We start from the raw sequence: 22665 nt of genomic DNA on the forward strand, positions 1-22665 counted from the left end.
GCCTCCCTGCCTACAAGGTTTTCATCATACTAAGATTTGCATGCAGTGAGCCAGTTTTCCACCAGCTGCACCCAATAAGTTGCTCCTAACGGTATTAGTTCATCATTGAAGTCGTAGCTGGGGTTGTGCAGCATGCATGGGCCACCGCCATGGCCGACTTCACGGTGGTCGCCCTCGCCATTTGCGATGAAGGCGTAGCAGCCCGGCTTTGCCATCAGCATGTAGGCAAAGTCTTCTGCACCCATCGTTGGTTCCTGTGTAGAAACATTGGCCTCGCCGACGATGCCTGCCATTACCTTGCGCGCAAATTCCGCCTCTTTGGCAGAGTTGATCGTCGGCGGGTAGTTGCGCACAAATTCAAACTCACACTGCACGCCAAATGCCTCAGCGGTATTGCTACTGACCTCGCGCATGCGCCGCTCGATCATGTCCAGCACGTCCACACTGAACGTGCGCACCGTACCCTGAAGTTCCACCGAATTGGGAATGACGTTGGTGGCCTCGCCCGCATGCACCATCGTCACCGAGATCACCGCAGCATCGATGGGCTTGTTGTTGCGGCTAACAATGGTTTGCAGCGCCAGCACCAACTGGCAGGCCGCTGGAATGGGGTCCACCGTGTTGTGCGGCATGGCTGCGTGGCCGCCCTTGCCGCGCAGGGTGATCTTGAATTCGTTGCTCGACGCCATCACCGGCCCGGGGCTGACAGCAAACTGGCCCGCTTTCGCGCCCGGCCAGTTGTGCATGCCAAACACAGCTTCCATCGGGAATTTCTCAAACAGCCCTTCCTTGATCATTTCCCGGGCGCCACCGCCGCCCTCTTCGGCGGGCTGGAATATCAGATAGACCGTGCCATCAAAGTTGCGGTGCTTGGCCAGATGCTGGGCTGCCGCGAGCAGCATGGCCGTGTGGCCGTCGTGGCCACAGGCGTGCATCTTGCCCGCATGCTGGCTTGTATGGGCAAAGGTATTGACCTCCTGCATGGGCAACGCATCCATGTCGGCGCGTAGGCCTATGGCTTTGTCTGAGGTGCCGGCGTTCAGGATGCCCACCACACCGGTTGTTCCCAAGCCGCGGTGGATCGGAATGCCCCATTCGGACAACTTGGAGGCCACTATGTCGGCTGTGCGATTCTCTTCAAAACACAGCTCAGGGTGGGCGTGCAGATCGCGACGCACCGCCGCAATGGTTGGTGTGTTTTGCACAATGCTGTCTATCAGTTTCATGGCCGTGTCCTGGGTATGCGGGGCAAGAGCAGCATGGTAGCGCCTGGCGCGGTACAGTGGAGGGATGCAAGTGCAAATCTCCCCGTCCGAAACGTCGCCCGACTCCGAAAACCGTGTGCTGGGCGCCTGCCCACACGACTGTCCCGATACCTGCTCCCTGGTCACTACCGTGCGCGATGGCATCGCGATCAAAGTGCAGGGCAACAGCGCCCACGCGCAGACCAACGGCGTCCTGTGCACCAAAGTATCCCGCTACACCGAACGCACCTACCACCCCGAGCGCATCCTGTATCCATTGCGCCGCAGCGGAGCCAAAGGTTCCGGACAGTTTGAACGTGTCAGTTGGGATGAGGCACTCAAAGATATTGCGCAGAAGCTGCGCGCCATTGCGGACATCAACCCCGAAGCCATCCTGCCCTATAGCTATGCAGGCACGATGGGCCAGGTGCAGAGTGAAGGCATGGCAGCGCGCTTTTTCAACAAACTGGGCGCATCACGTCTGGACCGCACCATTTGCGCATCGGCCGGTGGACACGGTCTGATGTACACGCTGGGTGGCAAGGTCGGCATGCGCGTGGAAAACTTCGCCCAGGCCAAGCTGATCCTGATCTGGGGCAGCAATTCGATCGGCAGTAATTTGCACTTCTGGCGCTATGCGCAAGAAGCCAAGCGCAATGGCGCCAAACTCATTTGTATCGACCCGCGCCGTACCGAGACAGCCGACAAATGCCAGCAACACATCGCACCGCTGCCAGGTACTGACGCCGCGCTGGCACTGGGCATGATGCATGAGCTGATCACGCACGACTGGCTGGACCACGACTACCTGCGCGATCATTGCCTGGGTTGGGACGGTTTGCGCGACCGCGCACTGCAATGGACACCCGAACGGGCCGCAGAGGTTTGCGGCATCACCGCCGTTGAAGTACGCGATTTGGCGCGCGCCTACGGCGAGTGCGCACGGCGCGGCGAGGGTGCCGCAATCCGCCTGAACTACGGAATGCAGCGCACCCATGGCGGCGGTAACGCAGTACGTGCGGTGGCCTGCCTTCCCGCACTGGTCGGCGCTTGGCGTCAGCCGTCGGGCGGCGTTTTGTTGAGCAGCTCTGGTACGTTTGCGATGGACAAGCAGGCGATGGAGCGCCCCGATCTGCTGCCCACGCAGTTTGCCGATGCGCTACCGCGCCTAATTAACATGAGCACCATCGGTGACGACTTGCTGAGGGAGTCATCGGAATCTTTTGGCCCCAAAGTACAGGCGCTACTGGTTTACAACAGCAACCCGGTTGCGGTCGCCCCCGACTCGACCAAAGTAGTTAAAGGCTTTGCACGGCCTGATTTGTTTACTGTGGTGCTGGAACATTTCCACACCGACACCGCCGATTACGCGGACTATGTTCTTCCCGCGACCACCCAACTCGAGCACTGGGACTTGCACACCAGCTATGGCCATACCGATGTGCTACTGAATCGGCCCGCGATCGCGCCCATGGGTGAATCACGCTCCAATGCGGAAATCTTCCGCAACCTGGCGCAGGCAATGCATTTGACGGATGACTGCTTCAAGGACGATGACCAGACGATGTGCCGCACAGCGGCGCGCGGCATGGCGGATTTCGATACGCTGTTGGCACAGGGGCACGCCACGTTGGCATTGCCCGCAGCACCTTTTGCCAATGGCGGCTTCCCCACCCCATCAGGCAGATGCGAGTTCCACAGCGAGCGCCTCGCACAGCAAGGCCAGGATCCGTTGCCTGATTACCTGCCCAATTACGAGCGTCCGATTGCCAGCGATGCGTACCCGCTAGCGATGATTTCGCCACCGGCACGCAATTTCCTGAATTCAAGTTTCGTCAATGTGAAGAGCCTGCGCGATATTGAAGGCGAACCGCTGCTGGAGATTCATGCGGATGACGCTGCTGCACGCGGCATTGCAACCGGTGATGTGGTCAAGGTGTTCAACGGGCGCGGCAGCTACCGCTGCAAGGCCGAAGTGAGCCCGCGGGCCCGCCCCGGGGTGGTTCACGGGCTGGGCATCTGGTGGCGCAAGCTGGGGTTGGATGGCACGAATGTCAACGAACTGACCAGCCAGAGATTGACCGATATGGGGCGTGGCCCCACTTTCTATGATTGCGCGGTGCAAGTAGAGAAATAGCCCCACCGCCCCACCGCTGGACGGTTCGCTGCCCCAAGGGGAATCGTCGCTTCTTTGATCAGGGTTTGCGGAGTTTGACGATCTTGCCGAAGTTCAAAAGGCGGGTCGCCAGCAATGTTTCGACCATGAAGCAGCCGACGGCAGCCAGAAAACAGACAACGCCGATCAAAAAGGCCGCCACCGACAGTCGCAGGAATTGCATCTCGATGGTTTCGCCCAAAAACAGCACCATGATGGTTAATCCGATCATGAACGCACAGAGCGTCAACAGTGCGATGCTGGTGTTGGCCAGTAACCCCCGTCTGCGCAAACCCACCAGCTCCTGCCAATCACTCTCCTGATTGGTCTCTGACTGCTGGACGCGCATCCTATCTTCCAGCAAACGCGCCCGATCAATGATGCGGGCCAGTCGGTTGGCGACAACACCAATCATTCCGGAAACGGCCGTCAGCAAAAAAACCGGTGCTACGGCCAATTGAATGCCGTGCGAGACAACGTCGGGATCTACGGGAAAGCTCATACCCGCAATGATGCCCTATCGCTACACGTCTGGTCCATTCTTATCGCGCCCATAACGTTTGCGCTGATGCTCTTTCTCTCCGGCGTCAGACTGCGGTTGCTGCTGGGGTGGGCGTTGTACGGCTGGCGGAGCCATCACAGGTGGCGGCGCCTGCACGGCAGGGGCTGGTGCCGGCCGCATGACAGGCGCGACGGGTGCAGGAGTCGGTTGGGCAACCGAGCTCTGTTGCGGTCCTTCATGGCGTCGATCTGGGCCGTTGTCGCGATCCCTCTCCCGATCGCGCCCACGTGGCTGTCTCGATGGAAAATCGGGGGGCTCCGATCGAGGTGACGCCACGGGTACAGGCTGTGTCTGTGCGGGGGGCGTCACGACAGGGGCTGGCGCTGGTGGAGTCACCACATTGCGGACCGGCGGAGTGCCAAAGTCGGGCCGACGTGGTTGCTCGCGCGGCCCCTCGTTCCAAGGACGCACATCCTGAGGATTGTTGCGTGGATTGTCACGCGAGTTATCACGCTGATTGCTGCGTGGGCTATCCCGCGAGTTATCACGTGGATTTTCACGCTGTGGTCCTACCGGGTTCCGCGGTGCATCTGCGCCACGCGGGCCCTCGTAAGGCCGATTCAGGCGGTTGCGATAGTCGTCGCTGTGTCGATAGGTTGGCACATACACCTCGCGCGGAGGCAAGGGTGACCAGCTGCCACGCGGCGGCGGCTGACGAATCGTCACACCGATAGTGATTCCAGGCGTTTGCCTCCAGGTCACCAATGCAGGCGCATACACGGGACGGGCTACATAGTGCCCCGGTGTCCAGCACCAGCGGCCGCGCCATACGACCCAACGACCATAGTGAAAGGGCGCAAAGCCCCAAGGCAGATCATCCACCCAGCTCCAGCCCCAGTTGCGTGTCCAGACCCAGCGGCCATCGCGATAGGGTTCCCAGCCAGGCGCAACCTGCGTCGGAATCCACACATTGCCGTATTCAGGTGCCTGCTCCCATCGTCCATTGCGGTCCAGCTCTTCCACGCCCGTCATTTCTGACGAGACATATTCCTCGCTAACCGCCCCTGCATTCGCGGTTGCATTGGCCTGGCCCAGCAACCAGTTGGCAAAACCATCCTTGACCAGCGCCTGGTGCTCTGTGCGCGGACCATCGGCCCACCAGAACTCGGCTTGTTCGCCATCACGCAACCAGGCGCGCTGCATAGCGCCAGACCGGTCGGATTCAAAGCGTAAACGGCCCTGCAAGGCTTGCGCCCGCGTGCCTTGTGGAAGTTGCTCTACGCGGTACAGACCCAAGTCGTCCGGAAACAATTGCCCTTCACGCGTTTGCACCCGATACTCGCTGACCGACTCGGAGGAGCGCAAGGCCATCCCCAGTGCGCCCTTTTCGAGTCGCAACCGCACGCCCGTATCATCAAGTTGGATGACCTCTACGTCAGCGCCACCATCCAGCCACAGGCTGGTGGACCCGATGCGCATGGATACGCGCGACTTGGGGTCCACGCGCAAGCGATCACCCTCGGAAAGCGTCTGATTCCGGATCAATCGACCCCATTCATTGTGGTCTGCATCGAAGGACCATGCGGTGCCTGCGACATCGACAATACGGCCCGCCCGCGTCGGAGGGTCTGCCAACGCCAATGTGCTGGCAATTGCGAACAGCATGCATACGCATGTACGCATGAGCCAGTCCAGTCGGGGAATCCACGTTTGATGCATTGCGCAACACTCCAGAGTTAGTTCTACAACGTCTGGAAATGGCTTTCCGCTGACCGGTCCCGCGATTCAGAGCGCCCCTGTTCGTAACCAAAAGTCACTTGAAGTGCTGTGCATTAGCACCACATGAGGCCCCTAGCCTCCTGTTTTTGGAGGCGCGCCATGGAGTAAAGCTTATGACACGTCTCGCGTTCAAAGTAATGTTGGTCGGTATGGCCCTTAGTTTCGGTCTTGCGTGGGCGCAGGCCGAGCCAACGATTGCGGAAATCTATGCCGCAGCCCAAAGCGGCAAACTTGAACAGGCGCAGGTTATGGTGCAACAGGTCCTGATTTCGCACCCCAAGAGCGCCAAAGCACATTTCGTTCAAAGCGAGTTGTTCGTCCGCCAAGGCAATCTGACCCGCGCCAAGGAAGCGCTCGCCTTGGGAGAAGCAGAAGCTCCTGGACTGCCGTTTGCGAAGCCAGAAGCTGTGCAGCATTTACGCCTTCAACTCGGGTTCGCAGGCAAAGCTCCGTCGACAAATGGCTCCGCAGTAGCGCCTTACACCTCTCAAACACCCGCCCCCTCTTCCAGCGGGTGGGTGCTTCCGGTGCTTTTGACCATCGGCGTAATGTTCCTGGGATATTTCATCTTCCGCAGGAAGCCGCCGGCAGCCGCTCAGCAAATGCCGGCATATCCGGATGGGCTCAGCGGCCCACAACCGTTCGGAACGCAAGGCTACGGACAACCACCATATGGGCAAGCACCCGGCTCCGGGCTAGGAGGAAAAATCATGGGTGGAGTGGCGACCGGGTTGGCAGTTGGTGCCGGTGTCGTCGCAGCGGAAGCTATTGGCAGAAGCCTGATGGGAAATCGCGATGCACACGGGGCAAGCACAGAAAATTACGGAAATGCGTCGCCAGACAGTTTTGGCGGTAATGCAGACCTGAGCGGGCAGGGTTTTGGCATTAACGACGCGTCGTCTTGGGACGATGCGGGATCGTCTGGCGATGGCGGTGCTTCAGGCGATTGGGATAATTAAAGCCCTGCACCAGCAACGAAAAAGGCTCACCGAAGTGAGCCTTTTTGTCGTTGGCATACTGGTATATGCCATCTAAGTATTGGTTGCGGAGGCTAGATTTGAACTAACGACCTTTGGGTTATGAGCCCAACGAGCTACCAGGCTGCTCCACTCCGCGTCAAGACTTGAATTATAACTTACTTATGCCGCAGAAGTATCTTCAACTGCTTCTGTTTCTACAGCACGGTCAACAAATTCCACCAAAGCCATAGGCGCGTTGTCGCCGACACGGAAACCCATTTTCAGGATACGTGTGTAGCCGCCTGGACGGGCCTTGAAACGCGGGCCGAGTACATCGAACAGCTTGGTGACGCTATCGCGGTCACGCAGGCGGTCAAATGCCAGACGGCGGTTTGCAACGGTAGCTTCCTTGGACAAGGTGATCATCGGTTCGATGACGCGGCGCAATTCCTTGGCCTTGGGCACTGTGGTCTTGATGGCTTCGTGTTCGATGATGGAGTTCATCATGTTGCGAAGCATCGCCAGACGGTGCGATGTGGTGCGATTGAGTTTACGTAGTCCGTGTCCGTGGCGCATAGTGATTTCCTTCTTTATTAAACAGGCAGCCGGATCAGGTACTGCCCGTGGCACGGAACCCCACCATTGGGGCTCTCAGTTTGGTTAACGCTTTTCGAGCGCTGCTGGTGGCCAAGACTCGAGCTTCATGCCCAGAGTCAGACCGCGGGAAGCCAGCACTTCCTTGATTTCGTTGAGCGACTTGCGACCCAGATTCGGGGTCTTGAGCAACTCGTTTTCGGTGCGCTGAATCAGATCACCGATGTAGTAGATGTTTTCGGCCTTCAGGCAGTTGGCAGAACGCACGGTCAGTTCCAGCTCATCCACAGGACGTAGCAGAATTGGATCAAATTGCGTATTGCCACGAGGAGCAGGTGCGTCAAACGCGGCCAACTCGCTACCTTCCAGTTGTGCAAACACGGCCAACTGCTCAACCAAAATCTTGGCCGAAGCGCGCACTGCGTCTTCTGCAGTCACGGCACCGTTGGTTTCAATTTCGACAACCAGCTTGTCCAGATCGGTACGCTGTTCAACGCGGGCGCTCTCAACGGTGTAGCTCACGCGCTTGACCGGAGAGAAAGACGCGTCGAGGACAATACGGCCAATCGACTTGTTTGGCTCGTCTGCATGGCGGCGCATAGTGCCCGGCACATAGCCACGGCCCTTTTCAACCTTGATCTGCATGTCCAGTTTGCCGCCGTGCGACAAATTGGCAATCACATGACCTGGGTTGATAATTTCCACATCGTGCGGGGTCTGGATGTCGGCGGCAGTCACAACACCTTCAGTGTCCTTGCGCAGGCTCAACGTCACTTCTTCGCGATTGTGCAACTTGAACACAACGCCCTTCAGATTCAGCAGGATGTTGACAACATCTTCCTGCACACCATCAATGGATGAGTACTCATGGAGTACGCCAGCAATGGTGACTTCCGTAGCCGCGAAACCGGGCATCGACGACAGCAGTACGCGGCGCAGCGCGTTACCGAGCGTATGGCCGTAACCACGCTCAAAGGGCTCCAACGCCACTTTTGCCCGGTTAATACCGAGCTGCTCTACGCTGATGGATTTTGGTTTCAGCAAACTGTTTTGCATGCACTCTTCCTCTCAATACCCCCGACTCGTTACATCGGTAAGGCTGGTGAAGCACCCCAGCCACGGTCTCCCGTGACCAAGGAACGAAAACTATTTTTTCTTAACGCGAGTACAACTCGACGATCAGCGATTCATTGATGTCGGCGCCGAACTGGTCGCGGTCAGGAACAGACTTGAAAGTTCCTTCGGCCTTTTCGATACTCACGTCAACCCAAGCAGGCATGCCCACTTGCTGCGCCAACTGCAGAGCTTCAACCACACGGTTTTGCTTCTTGGACTTGTCGCGCAATGCAACCACGTCACCAGCCTTGACCATATAGGAAGGGATGTTCACGGAAGCACCGTTCACGGTGATCGCCTTGTGGGACACCAACTGACGTGCTTCAGCGCGTGTGGAGCCGAAACCCATGCGATAGACGACGTTGTCCAGACGGCTTTCCAGCAGGAACAGCAGATTGGCGCCGGTATTGCCCTTGCGACGGTCAGCTTCTTCGAAGTAGCGGCGGAACTGACGTTCCAGAACGCCGTACATGCGCTTGACCTTTTGTTTTTCACGCAATTGCAGACCGTAGTCAGACGTGCGGGCACCCGAGGTGCGGCCGTGCTGACCAGGCTTGGAGTCGAATTTGGCCTTGTCACCGATAGCGCGACGTGCGCTCTTCAGGAACAGGTCCGTGCCTTCACGGCGAGAGAGTTTGGCCTTGGGGCCTAGATAGCGTGCCACGTGAGCGTCCTTTATGTCATCTACCGCACGCGAGGTACGGGAGCCAGCGACTGTCGCCGCTGGCGGTGGGCTTGTTAAAGAGAATTAGATACGGCGACGCTTTTGAGGGCGGCAACCGTTATGCGGCACGGGTGTCACATCAGCAATCATGTTGATGCGGATGCCCAATGCTGCCAGAGCGCGAACGGAGGATTCGCGACCTGGGCCGGGGCCCTTGATCTCGACGTCCAGGTTCTTGATGCCCTGTTCCAGAGCTGCACGGCCTGCCACTTCGGAAGCTACCTGCGCAGCAAACGGAGTGGATTTACGTGAACCCTTGAAACCTTGACCACCGGAAGATGYCCAAGACAAAGCATTGCCCTGACGATCGGTGATGGTAATGATGGTGTTATTGAACGAAGCGTGCACGTGCGCAATACCGTCCGCAACATTCTTGCGGACTTTCTTGCGCACACGTTGTGCTGCGTTATTGGCTGGAGCTTTTGCCATAGTGGTCTCTTATTTCTTCAGTGACTGGGCGGCCTTACGCGGGCCTTTGCGAGTACGCGCATTGGTACGTGTACGCTGACCACGCATGGGCAAACCACGGCGATGGCGGAATCCACGGTAGCAACCAATGTCCATCAATCGCTTGATGTTCATTGTCGTTTCACGACGCAAATCACCCTCGATTGTAAACTGAGCGATCTGGTCGCGAATTTTCTCCAGATCACTGTCGGTCAAATCCTTGACCTTCTTGGAATATGCAATGCCGCAAGCTTCGCAGATTTTGCGAGCGCGTGTGCGACCGATACCAAAAATGGCAGTCAAGCCAATTTCAGAATGCTTTTGCGGCGGAATGTTGATGCCAGCGATACGTGCCATTTTCGTCCTCTAAAACTCTTGCAATTAACCCTGACGCTGCTTGTGACGCGCATCTGTACAGATCACGCGTACCACGCCCTTGCGACGGATAATCTTGCAGTTGCGGCAGATTTTCTTGACCGAAGCCGAAACTTTCATACTTCTCTCCTAAAACTCTTCGCCCCGTTCCGACTTTGATTCGCGCGGAACATGCGCTATTTACTTTGCTCTAAAGATGATGCGAGCACGACTTAAATCGTACGGCGTCATCTCAACCGTTACTTTGTCACCAGGAAGGATGCGAATGTAGTGCATCCGCATTTTTCCTGATATGTGACCCAAAACTACATGGCCATTTTCCAACTTCACTCGAAACGTCGCATTTGGCAAGTTTTCAACTATCTCGCCCGACATCTGAATAACATCGTCTTTAGCCATCTCTACATGTGACGCCTACGAAGCTTTGAAATTAGCCTTCTTCAAAAGCGATTCGTACTGCTGCGACATCAAGTAGTTCTGAACCTGGGCCATGAAATCCATGGTCACCACCACAATAATCAACAGCGACGTGCCACCGAAATAAAACGGCACGTTGTACTTCAAAATCAAAAACTCGGGCAACAGGCAGACAAAGGTGATGTAAATCGCACCAGCCAATGTCAAACGCAGCAAAATCTTGTCAATGTACTTGGCAGTCTGCTCACCTGGACGAATGCCCGGGATGAACGCACCACTCTTCTTCAGGTTGTCTGCTGTTTCACGGCTGTTGAACACCAGCGCCGTATAGAAGAAACAGAAGAACACAATCGCACTGGCATACAACATCACATACACCGGCTGTCCCGGAGCCAACGTGCTGGCGATGTCTTTGAGCCAACGCATAGACTCACCCGAACTGAACCAATTCGCAACCGTCGCAGGCAACAAGATGATCGACGATGCAAAAATGGGAGGGATCACACCTGCCATATTCAGCTTCAGCGGAAGGTGCGACGACTGTCCGCCGTATACCTTGTTACCCACTTGACGCCGTGCATAGTTCACCAGAATCTTGCGTTGACCGCGCTCCACAAACACCACGAAGAACGTTACCAATGCCACCATCACTACGATGAACAGGGCCACGATGATGCTCATCGCACCAGTGCGGACCAACTCCAGCAAGCCACCGATCGCATTGGGCAAACCAGCCGCAATACCACCAAAGATCAAGATCGAGATGCCGTTACCCAAGCCGCGCTCGGTAATCTGTTCACCCAACCACATCAGGAACATGGTGCCCGCTGTCAGCGTAACCACGGTCGTCATGCGGAAACCAAACCCAGGCGCAATCACCAAACCAGCCGATGACTCCAAAGCCAGCGCAATGCCCAGCGATTGAAACAGGGCTAAGCCCAGTGTTCCATAACGCGTGTACTGCGTAATCTTGCGGCGGCCAGCTTCGCCCTCTTTCTTCAACTGCTCGAATGTCGGCAAGACATAGGTCAGCAATTGCATGATGATCGACGCCGAGATATACGGCATGATCCCCAGAGCGAAAATGGTGAACCGGGACAACGCACCACCCGAGAACATGTTGAACAGATTCAACAGTCCGCCTTGCTGACCATTGAACAGCTGTTGTAGCTGTGTTGGGTCAATGCCAGGCACCGGAATGTGCGCACCCACGCGGTACACCACAAGCGCGAGCAACAGAAAAACCAGCCGGCGACGCAGGTCGCCGAACTTGCCGGTTTTCGCTATTTGAGCTGCGTTAGTTGCCACTTAAGACTCTTTCAATACCTATCAGGCAACGCTTCCGCCGGCCGCTTCAATAGCAGCCTTGGCACCAGCCGTTGCACCGATACCGTTGAGCTTCACTGCCTTGGCAATCGCACCGGTTTTGATGACCTTAACTACTTTGATCATCTGACCGACGAGGCCAGCTTGCTTGAGCGACAACAAATCGACTTCAGCCAAGCCCAACGCTTCCAAAGCGGTCAGGGTGACTTCTGCATTGAATTGCAGCAGATGCGACTTGAAACCGCGCTTAGGCAAACGACGATGCATAGGCATCTGGCCGCCTTCGAAGCCGACAGCGGGACCGCCACCGGAACGTGACTTTTGACCCTTGTGACCGCGACCTGCGGTCTTGCCCAGGCCAGAGCCAATGCCGCGACCGACGCGACGCTTGGCGTGTTTTGCACCCTCTGCGGGCTTGATGCCATTGAGTTCCATCATTTACCTCTTAGAGCACTTTGACCAGATAGGCGATCTTGTTGATCATGCCGCGAACAGCCGGCGTGTCTTGCAACTCGCTGGTGCTGTTGAGCTTGCGCAGACCCAGGCCGCGCACGGTGGCACGGTGGGATTCTTTGGTTCCAATCGGGCTACGCACCAATTGGACCTTGACTGTTTGTTGTGTTGTCATAGTGAAGTCTCCGGATTAAGCGAAGATCTCTTCAACGGTCTTGCCGCGCTTGGCTGCAACTTCCGACGGTGTCGTAGACACAGACAGGGCGTGCAGTGTGGCGCGAACCATGTTGTAGGGGTTGCTCGAACCATGGCTCTTGGCCACGATGTCGGTGATACCCACCACTTCGAAAACGGCGCGCATTGGGCCGCCGGCAATAATGCCAGTACCCTTGGGAGCCGGCGCCATCATGACGCTGGCTGCACCGTGGTGACCCATCACCTTGTGATGAATCGTGCCATTTTTCAGGGAAACCTTCAGCATGTTGCGACGGGCTTCTTCCATGGCTTTTTGCACCGCTGCCGGCACTTCCTTGGATTTACCCTTGCCCATGCCGATGCGACCATCGCCATCGCCAACCACGGTCAAAGCGGCGAAACCGAGAATACGGCCACCCTTAACAACCTTGGTCACGCGATTGATCGCGATCATTTTCTCGCGCAGACCGTCCTCAGGACCCTCGGCCTTACCTTGCATTTTTGCTTGAACTTTAGCCATCTTTAATTCCGATCTGCTTAGAACTGCAAGCCAGCTTCACGCGCGGCATCTGCCAACGCCTTGATGCGGCCGTGGTACGCGAAACCTGCACGGTCAAACGCAACTTTTTCAACACCGGCAGCCTTGGCTTTTTCAGCCACGCGCTTGCCGATCAACTGTGCTGCGGCGACGTTGCCGCCCTTGCCCGAAGCACCCAAAGTCTTGCGCACATCGGCTTCTGCCGTGGATGCGCTTGCAATGACCTTGCCACCGTCGCCAGAGATAACGCTGGCATAGATGTGCAAATTGGTACGGTTCACGGTCAAACGCGCCACGCCTTGCGTTGCAATGCGGATGCGGGTCTGACGGGACCGGCGAAGACGCTGCTCTTTTTTGGTCAACATGATGCAGCTCCTTATTTCTTCTTGGTTTCTTTGATCGTGATCTTTTCGTCCGCATAACGGATGCCCTTGCCCTTGTAAGGCTCGGGAGGACGAACAGAACGAATCTCAGCGGCGATCTGGCCAACGCGCTGACGGTCAGCGCCCTTGATCAGGATTTCCGTAGGAGTGGGAGTCGCCACCGTGATACCGACAGGCATGTCGATGTTCACAGGGTGCGAATAACCAACGGCCAGGTTCAGCTTGGCGCCAGTGGCCTGGGCTTTGTAACCCACACCGATCAGGCTCAGCTTCTTCTCGAAGCCTTTGGTCACACCGACCACCATGTTGTTCACCAGCTGACGCATGGTGCCGGACATGGCATTGGCTTCGCGGGAATCGTTGGCTGGAACAAAGTTCAGCTTGCCAGCGTCGTTGGCGACCTTGACCAGGCTGTTCAGCGTCAGATTCAGCGTACCGCCAGTGCCCTTGACACTGATCTGGTCTGCCTTGATCGACACATCAACGCCAGCGGGAATCGCGACGGGGAGTTTACCTACACGGGACATTTTTTATTTCTCCTATGCAGGTTAAGCGACGTAGCACAGCACTTCGCCGCCGACACCGGTAGCGCGCGCTTTGCGATCAGTCATCACACCTTGAGGCGTAGTCACGATAGCCACACCCATGCCGTTTTGGACTTGGGGGATAGCGTCGCTGCCACGGTACACGCGCAGGCCAGGACGGCTCACGCGCTCAATGCGCTCGATCACAGGCTTGCCTGCGTAATATTTCAGGGCGATTTCCAATTCAGCCTTGCCACCTTCGGTGGAGACCTTGAAACCGTCGATATAGCCTTCGTCTTTTAACACTTGGGCAATGGCAATCTTCACTTTGGAAGAAGGCACCGAGACCGTAGTCTTGGCAACCATTTGCGCATTGCGGATGCGTGTCAACAGGTCGGCAATGGGATCACTCATGCTCATGTTTGGTTCTCCTACCGCTTACCAGCTGGCCTTGACGATGCCGGGGATCTCACCGGCAAAAGCCATTTCACGAATCTTTGCACGTGCCAGACCGAAGTGCTGGAACGTTCCACGGGGACGACCCGTAATGGAGCAGCGGTTACGCTGGCGTGTGGGGTTTGCGTTGCGAGGCAACTTTTGCAGGCCCAGGCGGGCTGCTGCGCGCTCTTCATCAGAACGCTTTGCATCACCTGCGATTGCCTTGAATTCCGCGTATTTCTTCGCGTACTTGGCAGCCAACTGATCACGTTTCAGTTCGCGCTGGATTAAAGCCATTTTTGCCATGGGTGACCTCAGTTCTTGAACGGGAAACGGAAGCCAGCGAGCAGTGCCTTGCACTCTTCGTCGGTCTTGGCCGTCGTAGTAATACTGATATTGAGGCCACGCAAGGCATCAACCTTGTCGTATTCAATTTCAGGGAAAATGATCTGCTCTTTAACGCCGATGTTGTAGTTGCCACGGCCATCGAACGCACGACCAGAGATACCACGGAAGTCACGAACGCGAGGCAGAGCCACGGTCACGAAACGATCCAGGAATTCATACATCTGAACGCCACGCAGAGTCACCATGCAGCCAATAGCCTGGTTTTCGCGGATCTTGAAACCAGCGATAGCCTTCTTGGACTTGGTAACCACAGGCTTTTGGCCAGCGATCTTGGTCAGGTCGCTCACAGCGTTGTCCATGACCTTCTTGTCGGCAACCGCTTCGCTCACACCCATGTTCAGGGTGATCTTGGTCAGACGGGGCACTTGCATGGGCGACTTGTAGCCAAACTTGGCTGTCAGCTCAGGCGCGACTTTTTCGCGATAGTGTTGTTGTAGACGTGCCATGTTTATGCCACCTTGATTTCTTCGCCGCTGGACTTGTAAACGCGCACGCGCTTACCATCCGCCAGCACCTTGATACCAACACGATCCGCCTTGCCAGTAGCTGCATTGAAAATGGCTACGTTGGACTGGTGGATAGGCATGGTCTTGTCGACGATGCCACCGGTTGTTCCCTTGAGCGGATTTGGCTTGGTGTGTTTCTTCACCAGGTTAATACCGTCGACTACGACATGAGAGTCATCTTTGCGCAGCGAGATCTTGCCGCGCTTGCCCTTATCGCGACCTGCGATAACGATGACTTCGTCGCCTTTGCGAATCTTGTTCATGGCGGGTCCTTACAAAACTTCAGGAGCCAGGGACACGATCTTCATGAACTTTTCCGTACGCAGTTCGCGTGTAACGGGTCCGAAGATGCGGGTGCCGATAGGCTCCAACTTGGCATTGAGCAACACTGCTGCATTGCCGTCGAATTTCACCAGGGAACCGTCGCCACGGCGAATGCCCTTGGCGGTACGAACCACAACAGCGCTATAGACTTCGCCTTTTTTGACGCGTCCGCGCGGAGCAGCTTCCTTGATGCTAACTTTGATGATGTCGCCAACACTGGCGTAACGACGCTTGGAACCGCCCAGCACCTTGATGCAGAGAACGGATTTCGCGCCAGTGTTGTCGGCAACTTCTAACCGAGATTCAGTTTGGATCATTTCAATATTCCCAACTTGCATCTGGATCAACCGCTACCCCGTAGCAATGTCAGAACCAGATCAGTCTTGGGCCCGCTGTCCGCGATATGAACCACTCATATCGCCTCCATGTGGGCAGAAACTTCAGCTTTTACAAGCGAAGCCCTCGATTATGCATTGGTTTGTACGCTCGGTCAACACTTTTTTAGGCTGGCACTTCCAAATAATGCTTTGTCAGGGTAATAAATGCATCCAGCTGGGCATCCTGGGCGGTTTCCGAGACCAGGATTTCCGCCACTGCCGGGGCAATTGCTGCCGCGAGAGCTGCATCCAGGAACAATAGCCGACTGCGCCTTGCCAGCATGTCTTCCACTGTGCGGGCGTATTCATGGCGCGCCGCATAGCGCACCATGGCTTCCGTCAAGCCGGGGGCCAACTCCCGATCAGTGCCCGGCATTTGCGCCACCTGAAGCGCCTCGAGGCCATAGGAATGCGGCCCTTCAGCGTGCGCCAATGAAACCATGGCCGGAGACCTGGACTCAGCACCGATAAGCCGCATATTGTTAGTGAGCGCCGGCTTTAGCGCAGGAAGCAGCTTGCGATCCACGCACTTTTGCAGCACATCCTCGGCCATTGCGCGGTAGGTGGTCCATTTACCGCCTGTCACAGTGACCAGTCCGCTGCGTGATACCAAGATGGTGTGTTCGCGGCTCAGTGCCTTGGTATTTTCGCCTCGGTCGTCCGGCGGCTTGACCAGCGGGCGCAGACCGACCCAGATGCTTTTGACATCCGCCCGGGTCGGCGCAGGCTTTAAGTAACGCGCAGCCTCCCGCAATATGAAGTCAACTTCTTCCTTGAAGGCATCCGGCTCGCGCGCAAGGTCGTGGCGGGGCGTATCCGTCGTACCCAATATCACCTTGCCTAGCCATGGCACGGCAAATAGAACCCGGCCATCCGAGGTCTTCGGAACCATCAGTGCGTGGTCAGAACCCAAAAACTTGCGGTCGACCACCAGATGCACGCCCTGACTGGGCGCGACCATAGGCCGGGTCGGATGGCGTCCATCATGGGCGTTGGCGTCGCCATCGATCTGGCGCAACGCATCGACCCAGACGCCAGCCGCGTTAATGACGCATCGCGCCCGCAGGGTATAGGACTGGCCGGTTTCCGTGTCTTCACACACCAGCCCGCTGACGCGTCCGGCATCAAATGTCAGATTGGTGGCCTTGCAGTAGTTCACCAGCAGCGCGCCGGCCAGCGCGGCCGATTTGGCCAGCGTGATCGCCAGCCGTGCGTCGTTGAACTGGCCATCCCAGTACTTCACGCCACCCTTCAGTGCGTCAGGATTGGCTTGCGGTAGCGCCTTGAGCGTTTCGGCACGGTTCAGAAACTCGGTCTTGCCCAGCCCCGCCTTGCCCGCCAGCAGGTCGTACATCGTCAGACCGATGCCATAGAAAGGTGCTTCCCACCAGGTGTGCGCAGGCACCACAAAAGCCAACGGCTGCGCAAGATGCGGGGCATTGCGCAACACGGTCGTGCGCTCGTGCAAAGCCTCGCGTACCAAACCAATATTGCCTTGCGCCAGATAGCGCACGCCACCGTGGAGCAGCTTGGTGGCCCGTGAGGATGTGCCCTTGGCAAAGTCATGTGACTCGACCAGCACGACCTTCAGACCGCGACTCGCTGCGTCCAGCGCGATGCCCAGCCCGGTGGCACCGCCACCGACAATGGCGATGTCGTACTGCTCATCCACCGCCAAACGGCGCATCAAATCTGCGCGGACCGTGGGCAAGGCTTGTTGGGGTGTCGTCATATCAGTCTTGTGCCCAATCGCGAGACCGCGCTACCGCTTGCTGCCAACGCGCGCGTTTCGCCTTGCGGGCATCCGCCGACATGCGCGGCTCAAAGCGGCGATCGACCGCCCATTGTTGTGTGAGCTCATCCACGCCCGACCAGAAACCAGTCGCCAGCCCGGCCAGATAGGCCGCGCCCAGCGCCGTGGTCTCGGTTACTTTCGGACGCACCACCGGCACGCCCAGGAAATCCGCCTGCATCTGCATCAGCAAGTTGTTGCGGCACGCACCACCATCGACGCGCAGTTCACGCAGTGCGATACCGGAGTCGCTGGCCATGGCGGCAAACACGTCGGCCGACTGCAGCGCAATCGCTTCCAGCGCGGCGCGGGCGATGTGGGCGCGGCCTGTGCCACGCGTCATACCCACCAACGTGCCACGCGCATGGCCATCCCAATGTGGCGTGCCCAGGCCCGCAAAGGCGGGCACCAGATAAACGTCATCGACATCTGCGACGCTGGCGGCCAAGGCCTCCACCTCATCGGAGGACTGGATGATTTGCAGACCGTCGCGCAGCCACTGGATGGTGGCGCCGCCCATAAAGACCGAGCCTTCCAGCGCATAGCAACCCAGCGCAGCGTCCAGTTTGGAGGAAGTCGGTGCGCCGCCCACCCAGGCGACGGTAGACAACAGTTTGTTTTCGCTGCGAATCGCATTGCGCCCGGTGTTCATCAGCATGAAGCAACCCGTGCCATAGGTGTTCTTGGCGGTGCCAGGCGTGAAGCAGGTTTGGCCAAAAGTGGCGGCCTGCTGGTCACCGGCGATGCCAGCCAGCGGAACCGCCTCGCCCAACCAATGGGCGGCAGTCTTGCCAATCACCGCGCTGCTGGGCACCACGGTGGGCAGCACCGACGCGGGAATATGAAACAGGTCCAGCAACTGGTTGTCCCATTGCAAAGTATGGATGTTGAACAGCAGCGTGCGCGAGGCGTTACTGGCGTCGGTCACGTGCAGCGCGCCGTCGGTCAACTTCCAGACCAGCCAGCTGTCGATAGTGCCAAATGCCAACTCGCCGCGTTCGGCCCGAGCGCGCGCTCCCGGCACGGTATTGAGCAGCCACTCCAGCTTGGTGCCGGAGAAGTAGGCGTCGAGCACCAGCCCCGTTTTCTTTTGTATCAATGCCGCCTTGCCCGCCGCGCGCAGTGCGTCACAGCGCTTGGCGGTGCGGCGGTCCTGCCAGACGATGGCAGGGGCGACGGGCTCGCCCGTCTTGCGGTCCCACAAGACGGTGGTTTCGCGCTGGTTGGTAATGCCGATACCGGCAATCTGCTTGGCAGAGACTTTGGCTTGTGCCAATGCTTCGCGCGCAACGGTTATTTGAGTTTTCCAGATCTCATTGGCGTCGTGCTCCACCCAGCCGGGCTGCGGAAAGCTCTGACGGAATTCGCGCTGCGCGGTGGCCGCGATCTCACCTTTGCGATTGAACAGAATCGCCCGTGAACTGGTAGTGCCCTGATCTAGCGCGAGAATGTAGTCCATGAATCGGAAAATAAATATGCGCCCCCACGTTCACATTCGTTCACTGCCCCCAGAGGGGGCGCATGCCTCCCTAGAGGCGGCTCGTCGGGAGGCACGATGAGCGAGCATATTGCATTTATCGGCGGCGGCAACATGGCCAGCGCCATTATTAGCGGACTGACCAGCCAGGGTTTTGGCGCGCAAAACATCGACGTGGTGGAGCCCTACCCGGAAGCGCGCGAAAAGCTAAAGGTCCAGTTCGGCATCGATGCCGCGCCCCAGGCTGACGTATTTCTCAACAAAGCCACCATCGTCATTTGGGCCGTCAAGCCGCAGACTTTCAAGGATGCTGCGCTGCAAACGCGCCTTCACACCCAAAACGCGCTGCACCTGAGCGTGGCCGCCGGTATTCGCAGCGACAGCATCGCGCGCTGGCTGGACAACGAGCGCATCGTGCGCACCATGCCCAACACCCCCGCATTGATCGGCAAGGGCATCACTGCGATGTACCCACGCCCCGCAGTCAGCGAGGCCGACCGCAAGCTGGCTGAACTGGTCATCGGCACCACGGGCGAATACCTGTGGCTGGACGCCGAGGAGAAACTGGACGCTGTGACGGCGCTGTCCGGCTCCGGCCCGGCCTATATGTTCTATTTCATGGAGGCGATGACCGCGGCCGGTGTCGACATGGGACTCTCCCGTGAACAGGCGTACCAACTGGCCGTCGCCACGTTCATTGGCGCGGGCGAGCTGGCGCGATCCTCCAGCGAACCGCCGGAAGTCCTGCGCCAGCGGGTTACCTCCAAGGGCGGCACCACCCATGCCGCCATCACGTCCATGGACGCGTCTGGCGTGAGCGCGTTGTTTGCGCAAGCGCTGCATGCGGCCCGCGCGCGGGCGCGTGAACTGGGTGATGAGTTTGGCTCTACCTGATATTTTTAAGTGACAAATCGGGCTGGAGCGCCCGAAATACGTGCGTGAGCAGCTACTAAAAATATAGCAATCTCAGCGGGGCCGAGCCAGCAATGCACCGGTGACCAGCAACAAGACATAGATCACCACGCGAAAATGCTGCTCGCTGACGCGGTGGTGCAACTTCTCGCCGAAGTACACCCCGGCAAAGATCACCGGCAGATAGGCAGCGACATAGGGCAACGCGGGTTGCAGCCGCCCGTCCAGCGCAAAGGCGGTCGCCAGCACCACGTTCAGGCTCAGCCAGACCGCCGCCAATGTTGCGCGAAAACGCGCCTTGTCCATCTGCAGGCCTGACACGGCATAGACCAGCAACGGCCCGCCAGACGCAAACAAGCCATGCGTCACCCCTGCCACGACGATCAGGCTTCGCGTGAGCCATACAGGCCGTATCGCAAACGGCGTAGCGTGATACATGCGCCATAGCTCCCGCGCCGCAAACCAGATGATCAGCAGGCCGAACAACTGGCGTAGCAGGCCGGCATCCAGAAAGGGCTTGATGACGTAACCCAGCACGGTGCCCACCAACATGCCCGGCAGCAACTGCCGCGTCAGCAGTTGGAGATCGACTTTTCCGCGATGGCGCCACACCATCACGCTGCTCATGCAGACGGACAGCGGCACCAGGATGGTCATCAGGCTCTCCAGTGGCACCAGCTGCGCGCCCAGCGCCAGTGCGATGACGATGCTGCCAAACCCGGTGACCGCTTCCAGCGTGAACGCCAGAAAGATGAAGCCGCCGATGGCGATCCAGACGGCGTCAAAAGGCTGCACAAGCAGGCCGCTCACGCGCTGGTCGGAGCAACAGTATTTTTTGGTTCGCGCTTGCTCCAGAACAGCGCCAGCGTTAAGCCAGAGATGATGTGCCACACGCCCCACCACGCGGTGATGATGGCCATGCCGCCCAAGCCATTGAACAGGTTGAAGATCAGAATCAGGCCGAGCCCGGAGTTCTGGATACCCATCTCGAACGTCACCGCACGGCGGTCCCGGTCAGAGAGGCCCAGCAGCGTGGACAACGAATACCCCGTGACAAGCGCCAGCCCGTTGTGGATGAACACCACGACGACGACAAATTGGATGTATTGCAAGAAGTGTTGGTAGTTCGCCGCCAGCGCGCCTACGACAAACAGCGAGAACACTACCAGCGAAAAGCGCTTCATCGGCTTCTCCGCGCGCTTCGCAAACACTGGATAGTGGTGCGATACCCACATGCCGGCCACTAGCGGCAAGCCCAGCAGGATGATGATGTCGCGCAGCATGACCCACGGGTCCAGCGAGATGGTGCGCATCAGGTCGTGGGTGATCGGATGCAGGTTGCCCCAGAAGTTGAAATTCAGCGGCGTCATCACAATCGCCAATGCAGTCGACACCGCGCTGGCACTGACAGATAGGGCCGCGTTGCCTTTGCTCAGGTGCGTCAGAAAATTCGACAGATGACCTGCAGGGCATGACGACACCAGAATCATGCCCAGTGCGATGCTGGGCACCGGCTGGATGATCCAGATCAGCACATACGTCATCGCAGGGAAGATGATGTGGTGACCGACGGTGGCCAGGATCAGCCCTTTGGGCGACTTCATCGCCAGTCGGAAATCTGCAAGCTTCAGGTCCAGCGCGATGCCAAACATCACCAGACCGAGGATGGCATTGAGCACCATCAGGGCGGCGGGGTTGAAATGCAGTTGCACCTGGTCGATGGGCAGCATGCCTGTCTCCTTGTATTTGTTCTGCTATTTTGAACGCGATTGCCAGAAGCCCGGCGTGCCGTAATGGTGCTTTAGAAAATCAATCCACAGCCGCACGCGCAACGGCATGTGTTTGCGCTGCGGGAACACGGCGTAGATGCCGTTGGGCGGCGCGGCGAAATCTTCCAGCACAGCCACGAGCAAGCCCGCCGCAATCTCCGCTTCCACCTCCCAGGTACTGCGCCATGCAATGCCATAGCCCGCCAGACACCAGTCGTGCAACACCTGTCCGTCGGAGCAGTCCAGCGGTCCGATCGGGCGAATGTGTGTGACCTCGGCATCGGGCGCCGTACTTTCGCGAAACGCCCAGCCCCGGGTTTGCGACGCGTCGCTGGACAGCGTGAGGCAATCGAACTTGGAGAGGTCGGATGGTGTCTTGGGCGTGCCACGACGCGCCAGGTATGCAGGTGTGGCCACGCACAGGCGGCGGTTGTCGGCCATGCGGACGCTAACCAGCGACGAGTCTGGCAAATCGCCCACGCGCACCGCGCAGTCATAGCCCTCGCCCGCCAGATCGACGACGCGATCGCTGAGGTTCAGCGAGATGCTGACGTCCGGGTGCTCCGCACGAAACTTTGGCACCAGCGGCGCGACATGGCGACGGCCAAAGCCCGCAGGTGCGGTGATGCGCAGATGCCCTGCAGCTTTGACGCCGCCTGCGCTGACGCTAGCCTCGGCATTCGACACATCGGCCAGGATGCGCTGGCAGTCTTCGAGGAACGCGCTGCCTTCATGGGTCAGCGTGATACGTCGGGTGGTGCGCAGCAATAGCTTCACACCCAAGCGTTCCTCCAGCCCATCCAGACGACGGCCCATGATCGCAGGTGCAACGCCTTCCGCATTTGCCGCGGCAGTCAGGCTGCCGCGCGTAGCGACGGACACAAAGGATTCCAGTTGTTTTAATTTATCCATAATTTTGGCCTCTAGGGCG

Annotated in this window: 29 protein-coding genes and 1 tRNA gene; 3 read left to right on the plus strand and 27 right to left on the minus strand. The window is 58.1% G+C overall.

Annotation, left to right across the window (positions count from 1 at the left end; genetic code table 11):
• Positions 1-29: 29 nt before the first annotated feature.
• Positions 30-1226 carry a M20 aminoacylase family protein gene (locus AC1DV6_RS02320; protein WP_477974731.1) on the minus strand — a complete coding sequence of 399 codons (1197 nt, stop codon included), beginning with the start codon at positions 1224-1226 and terminating at the stop codon, positions 30-32.
• A gap of 70 nt (positions 1227-1296) precedes the next feature.
• Here AC1DV6_RS02320 and AC1DV6_RS02325 point away from each other — a divergent pair, with 70 nt between their 5' ends.
• The gene (locus AC1DV6_RS02325) at positions 1297-3381 is read left to right on the plus strand and encodes a molybdopterin-containing oxidoreductase family protein (RefSeq protein ID WP_477974733.1); all 2085 of its coding nucleotides are present in this window, start codon (positions 1297-1299) and stop codon (positions 3379-3381) included.
• A 58-nt stretch (positions 3382-3439) separates the two neighbouring features.
• Here the strand turns inward: AC1DV6_RS02325 and AC1DV6_RS02330 are convergent, their stop codons facing one another.
• The gene (locus AC1DV6_RS02330) at positions 3440-3901 is read right to left on the minus strand and encodes a DUF2721 domain-containing protein (protein ID WP_477974735.1); all 462 of its coding nucleotides are present in this window, start codon (positions 3899-3901) and stop codon (positions 3440-3442) included.
• A gap of 21 nt (positions 3902-3922) precedes the next feature.
• Positions 3923-5566, minus strand: a complete 1644-nt coding sequence (locus AC1DV6_RS02335) for a DUF6600 domain-containing protein (RefSeq protein WP_477974737.1) — start codon at positions 5564-5566, stop codon at positions 3923-3925.
• A 227-nt stretch (positions 5567-5793) separates the two neighbouring features.
• On the opposite strand from AC1DV6_RS02335, the gene AC1DV6_RS02340 reads away from it, so the two are divergent.
• Positions 5794-6639, plus strand: coding sequence for a tetratricopeptide repeat protein (locus AC1DV6_RS02340; RefSeq protein ID WP_477974739.1), 846 nt, complete (start codon positions 5794-5796; stop codon positions 6637-6639).
• Positions 6640-6719: 80 nt separating this feature from the next.
• Here AC1DV6_RS02340 and AC1DV6_RS02345 read toward each other — a convergent pair.
• The 21 genes from AC1DV6_RS02345 to glpK form a co-directional block, all read right to left on the minus strand.
• Positions 6720-6796 (minus strand) — tRNA-Met (locus AC1DV6_RS02345).
• A 23-nt stretch (positions 6797-6819) separates the two neighbouring features.
• Entirely contained in the window at positions 6820-7215 is a 396-nt protein-coding gene (rplQ, locus tag AC1DV6_RS02350; RefSeq protein ID WP_477974741.1) for a 50S ribosomal protein L17, read from the minus strand.
• Positions 7216-7299: 84 nt separating this feature from the next.
• Positions 7300-8289: a DNA-directed RNA polymerase subunit alpha gene (locus AC1DV6_RS02355; protein WP_477974743.1), complete on the minus strand. Its 990-nt coding sequence runs from the start codon at positions 8287-8289 to the stop codon at positions 7300-7302.
• A 100-nt stretch (positions 8290-8389) separates the two neighbouring features.
• On the minus strand, positions 8390-9013 hold the full coding sequence (gene rpsD / locus AC1DV6_RS02360) for a 30S ribosomal protein S4 (protein ID WP_477974745.1): 624 nt from the start codon (positions 9011-9013) through the stop codon (positions 8390-8392).
• Between the two features lie 84 nt (positions 9014-9097).
• A complete protein-coding gene (rpsK, locus tag AC1DV6_RS02365; RefSeq protein ID WP_477974747.1) occupies positions 9098-9502 on the minus strand; it encodes a 30S ribosomal protein S11 in 405 nt (134 codons plus the stop codon).
• Positions 9503-9511: 9 nt separating this feature from the next.
• Positions 9512-9877 (minus strand): 30S ribosomal protein S13, encoded by a 366-nt coding sequence (gene rpsM / locus AC1DV6_RS02370; RefSeq protein WP_477974749.1) that lies wholly within the window; start codon positions 9875-9877, stop codon positions 9512-9514.
• 24 nt (positions 9878-9901) lie between these two features.
• Positions 9902-10015 (minus strand): 50S ribosomal protein L36, encoded by a 114-nt coding sequence (gene rpmJ, locus AC1DV6_RS02375; RefSeq protein WP_477974751.1) that lies wholly within the window; start codon positions 10013-10015, stop codon positions 9902-9904.
• Between the two features lie 60 nt (positions 10016-10075).
• Complete coding sequence (infA, locus tag AC1DV6_RS02380; RefSeq protein ID WP_477974753.1) at positions 10076-10294, minus strand: translation initiation factor IF-1; 219 nt, start codon at positions 10292-10294, stop codon at positions 10076-10078.
• 15 nt (positions 10295-10309) lie between these two features.
• The gene (gene secY / locus AC1DV6_RS02385; protein ID WP_477974755.1) at positions 10310-11620 is read right to left on the minus strand and encodes a preprotein translocase subunit SecY; all 1311 of its coding nucleotides are present in this window, start codon (positions 11618-11620) and stop codon (positions 10310-10312) included.
• A 21-nt stretch (positions 11621-11641) separates the two neighbouring features.
• Complete coding sequence (gene rplO, locus AC1DV6_RS02390) at positions 11642-12073, minus strand: 50S ribosomal protein L15 (RefSeq protein ID WP_477974945.1); 432 nt, start codon at positions 12071-12073, stop codon at positions 11642-11644.
• Positions 12074-12083: 10 nt separating this feature from the next.
• Positions 12084-12266 carry a 50S ribosomal protein L30 gene (rpmD, locus tag AC1DV6_RS02395; protein WP_477974757.1) on the minus strand — a complete coding sequence of 61 codons (183 nt, stop codon included), beginning with the start codon at positions 12264-12266 and terminating at the stop codon, positions 12084-12086.
• A gap of 15 nt (positions 12267-12281) precedes the next feature.
• Positions 12282-12806: a 30S ribosomal protein S5 gene (gene rpsE / locus AC1DV6_RS02400; protein ID WP_037246775.1), complete on the minus strand. Its 525-nt coding sequence runs from the start codon at positions 12804-12806 to the stop codon at positions 12282-12284.
• Positions 12807-12823: 17 nt separating this feature from the next.
• Positions 12824-13189, minus strand: coding sequence for a 50S ribosomal protein L18 (rplR, locus tag AC1DV6_RS02405; protein ID WP_477974759.1), 366 nt, complete (start codon positions 13187-13189; stop codon positions 12824-12826).
• 11 nt (positions 13190-13200) lie between these two features.
• Positions 13201-13734 (minus strand): 50S ribosomal protein L6, encoded by a 534-nt coding sequence (rplF, locus tag AC1DV6_RS02410; RefSeq protein ID WP_477974761.1) that lies wholly within the window; start codon positions 13732-13734, stop codon positions 13201-13203.
• 21 nt (positions 13735-13755) lie between these two features.
• A complete protein-coding gene (gene rpsH, locus AC1DV6_RS02415) occupies positions 13756-14151 on the minus strand; it encodes a 30S ribosomal protein S8 (protein ID WP_477974763.1) in 396 nt (131 codons plus the stop codon).
• An 18-nt stretch (positions 14152-14169) separates the two neighbouring features.
• Positions 14170-14475, minus strand: a complete 306-nt coding sequence (gene rpsN, locus AC1DV6_RS02420) for a 30S ribosomal protein S14 (protein WP_105259344.1) — start codon at positions 14473-14475, stop codon at positions 14170-14172.
• Positions 14476-14483: 8 nt separating this feature from the next.
• Entirely contained in the window at positions 14484-15023 is a 540-nt protein-coding gene (gene rplE, locus AC1DV6_RS02425; RefSeq protein ID WP_477974764.1) for a 50S ribosomal protein L5, read from the minus strand.
• Between the two features lie 2 nt (positions 15024-15025).
• The gene (gene rplX, locus AC1DV6_RS02430; RefSeq protein WP_477974765.1) at positions 15026-15346 is read right to left on the minus strand and encodes a 50S ribosomal protein L24; all 321 of its coding nucleotides are present in this window, start codon (positions 15344-15346) and stop codon (positions 15026-15028) included.
• Between the two features lie 9 nt (positions 15347-15355).
• On the minus strand, positions 15356-15724 hold the full coding sequence (rplN, locus tag AC1DV6_RS02435; protein WP_007861702.1) for a 50S ribosomal protein L14: 369 nt from the start codon (positions 15722-15724) through the stop codon (positions 15356-15358).
• Between the two features lie 184 nt (positions 15725-15908).
• Complete coding sequence (locus AC1DV6_RS02440) at positions 15909-17516, minus strand: glycerol-3-phosphate dehydrogenase/oxidase (RefSeq protein WP_477974766.1); 1608 nt, start codon at positions 17514-17516, stop codon at positions 15909-15911.
• Position 17517: 1 nt separating this feature from the next.
• Entirely contained in the window at positions 17518-19035 is a 1518-nt protein-coding gene (gene glpK / locus AC1DV6_RS02445) for a glycerol kinase GlpK (protein WP_477974767.1), read from the minus strand.
• A 96-nt stretch (positions 19036-19131) separates the two neighbouring features.
• On the opposite strand from glpK, the gene proC reads away from it, so the two are divergent.
• Positions 19132-19947, plus strand: a complete 816-nt coding sequence (gene proC, locus AC1DV6_RS02450) for a pyrroline-5-carboxylate reductase (protein WP_477974768.1) — start codon at positions 19132-19134, stop codon at positions 19945-19947.
• Between the two features lie 72 nt (positions 19948-20019).
• Here the strand turns inward: proC and AC1DV6_RS02455 are convergent, their stop codons facing one another.
• Genes AC1DV6_RS02455 through AC1DV6_RS02465 form a run of 3 tightly spaced genes read right to left on the minus strand, consistent with a single transcriptional unit; the run spans position 20020 to position 22646 of the window.
• The gene (locus tag AC1DV6_RS02455; protein WP_477974770.1) at positions 20020-20775 is read right to left on the minus strand and encodes a sulfite exporter TauE/SafE family protein; all 756 of its coding nucleotides are present in this window, start codon (positions 20773-20775) and stop codon (positions 20020-20022) included.
• The gene (locus AC1DV6_RS02460; RefSeq protein WP_477974772.1) at positions 20772-21695 is read right to left on the minus strand and encodes a bile acid:sodium symporter family protein; all 924 of its coding nucleotides are present in this window, start codon (positions 21693-21695) and stop codon (positions 20772-20774) included. Before AC1DV6_RS02460 ends, AC1DV6_RS02455 begins: the two co-directional genes overlap by 4 nt.
• A gap of 24 nt (positions 21696-21719) precedes the next feature.
• Complete coding sequence (locus AC1DV6_RS02465) at positions 21720-22646, minus strand: LysR family transcriptional regulator (protein ID WP_477974774.1); 927 nt, start codon at positions 22644-22646, stop codon at positions 21720-21722.
• Positions 22647-22665 lie beyond the last annotated feature (19 nt).

This window comes from Rhodoferax sp. P2_H8_2 (genome assembly GCF_056403235.1).

Excerpts from the sequence above, each read along its gene's own strand:
- AC1DV6_RS02460 (WP_477974772.1), bottom strand. The coding sequence starts at position 21,695 with ATGCTGCCCATCGACCAGGTGCAACTGCATTTCAACCCCGCCGCCCTG.
- rpsH (WP_477974763.1), bottom strand. The coding sequence starts at position 14,151 with ATGAGCATGAGTGATCCCATTGCCGACCTGTTGACACGCATCCGCAAT.
- rpsE (WP_037246775.1), bottom strand. The coding sequence starts at position 12,806 with ATGGCTAAAGTTCAAGCAAAAATGCAAGGTAAGGCCGAGGGTCCTGAG.
- rpsN (WP_105259344.1), bottom strand. The coding sequence starts at position 14,475 with ATGGCAAAAATGGCTTTAATCCAGCGCGAACTGAAACGTGATCAGTTG.
- rpmJ (WP_477974751.1), bottom strand. The coding sequence starts at position 10,015 with ATGAAAGTTTCGGCTTCGGTCAAGAAAATCTGCCGCAACTGCAAGATT.
- rplX (WP_477974765.1), bottom strand. The coding sequence starts at position 15,346 with ATGAACAAGATTCGCAAAGGCGACGAAGTCATCGTTATCGCAGGTCGC.
- rpmD (WP_477974757.1), bottom strand. The coding sequence starts at position 12,266 with ATGACAACACAACAAACAGTCAAGGTCCAATTGGTGCGTAGCCCGATT.
- rplE (WP_477974764.1), bottom strand. The coding sequence starts at position 15,023 with ATGGCACGTCTACAACAACACTATCGCGAAAAAGTCGCGCCTGAGCTG.
- rplQ (WP_477974741.1), bottom strand. The coding sequence starts at position 7,215 with ATGCGCCACGGACACGGACTACGTAAACTCAATCGCACCACATCGCAC.
- rpsM (WP_477974749.1), bottom strand. The coding sequence starts at position 9,877 with ATGGCACGTATCGCTGGCATCAACATTCCGCCGCAAAAGCATTCTGAA.
- rplO (WP_477974945.1), bottom strand. The coding sequence starts at position 12,073 with ATGGAACTCAATGGCATCAAGCCCGCAGAGGGTGCAAAACACGCCAAG.
- AC1DV6_RS02335 (WP_477974737.1), bottom strand. The coding sequence starts at position 5,566 with ATGCTGTTCGCAATTGCCAGCACATTGGCGTTGGCAGACCCTCCGACG.
- AC1DV6_RS02465 (WP_477974774.1), bottom strand. The coding sequence starts at position 22,646 with ATGGATAAATTAAAACAACTGGAATCCTTTGTGTCCGTCGCTACGCGC.
- glpK (WP_477974767.1), bottom strand. The coding sequence starts at position 19,035 with ATGGACTACATTCTCGCGCTAGATCAGGGCACTACCAGTTCACGGGCG.
- AC1DV6_RS02340 (WP_477974739.1), top strand. The coding sequence starts at position 5,794 with ATGACACGTCTCGCGTTCAAAGTAATGTTGGTCGGTATGGCCCTTAGT.
- AC1DV6_RS02330 (WP_477974735.1), bottom strand. The coding sequence starts at position 3,901 with ATGAGCTTTCCCGTAGATCCCGACGTTGTCTCGCACGGCATTCAATTG.
- proC (WP_477974768.1), top strand. The coding sequence starts at position 19,132 with ATGAGCGAGCATATTGCATTTATCGGCGGCGGCAACATGGCCAGCGCC.
- rplF (WP_477974761.1), bottom strand. The coding sequence starts at position 13,734 with ATGTCCCGTGTAGGTAAACTCCCCGTCGCGATTCCCGCTGGCGTTGAT.
- infA (WP_477974753.1), bottom strand. The coding sequence starts at position 10,294 with ATGGCTAAAGACGATGTTATTCAGATGTCGGGCGAGATAGTTGAAAAC.
- AC1DV6_RS02440 (WP_477974766.1), bottom strand. The coding sequence starts at position 17,516 with ATGACGACACCCCAACAAGCCTTGCCCACGGTCCGCGCAGATTTGATG.
- rplN (WP_007861702.1), bottom strand. The coding sequence starts at position 15,724 with ATGATCCAAACTGAATCTCGGTTAGAAGTTGCCGACAACACTGGCGCG.
- AC1DV6_RS02320 (WP_477974731.1), bottom strand. The coding sequence starts at position 1,226 with ATGAAACTGATAGACAGCATTGTGCAAAACACACCAACCATTGCGGCG.
- AC1DV6_RS02355 (WP_477974743.1), bottom strand. The coding sequence starts at position 8,289 with ATGCAAAACAGTTTGCTGAAACCAAAATCCATCAGCGTAGAGCAGCTC.
- rplR (WP_477974759.1), bottom strand. The coding sequence starts at position 13,189 with ATGTTGACCAAAAAAGAGCAGCGTCTTCGCCGGTCCCGTCAGACCCGC.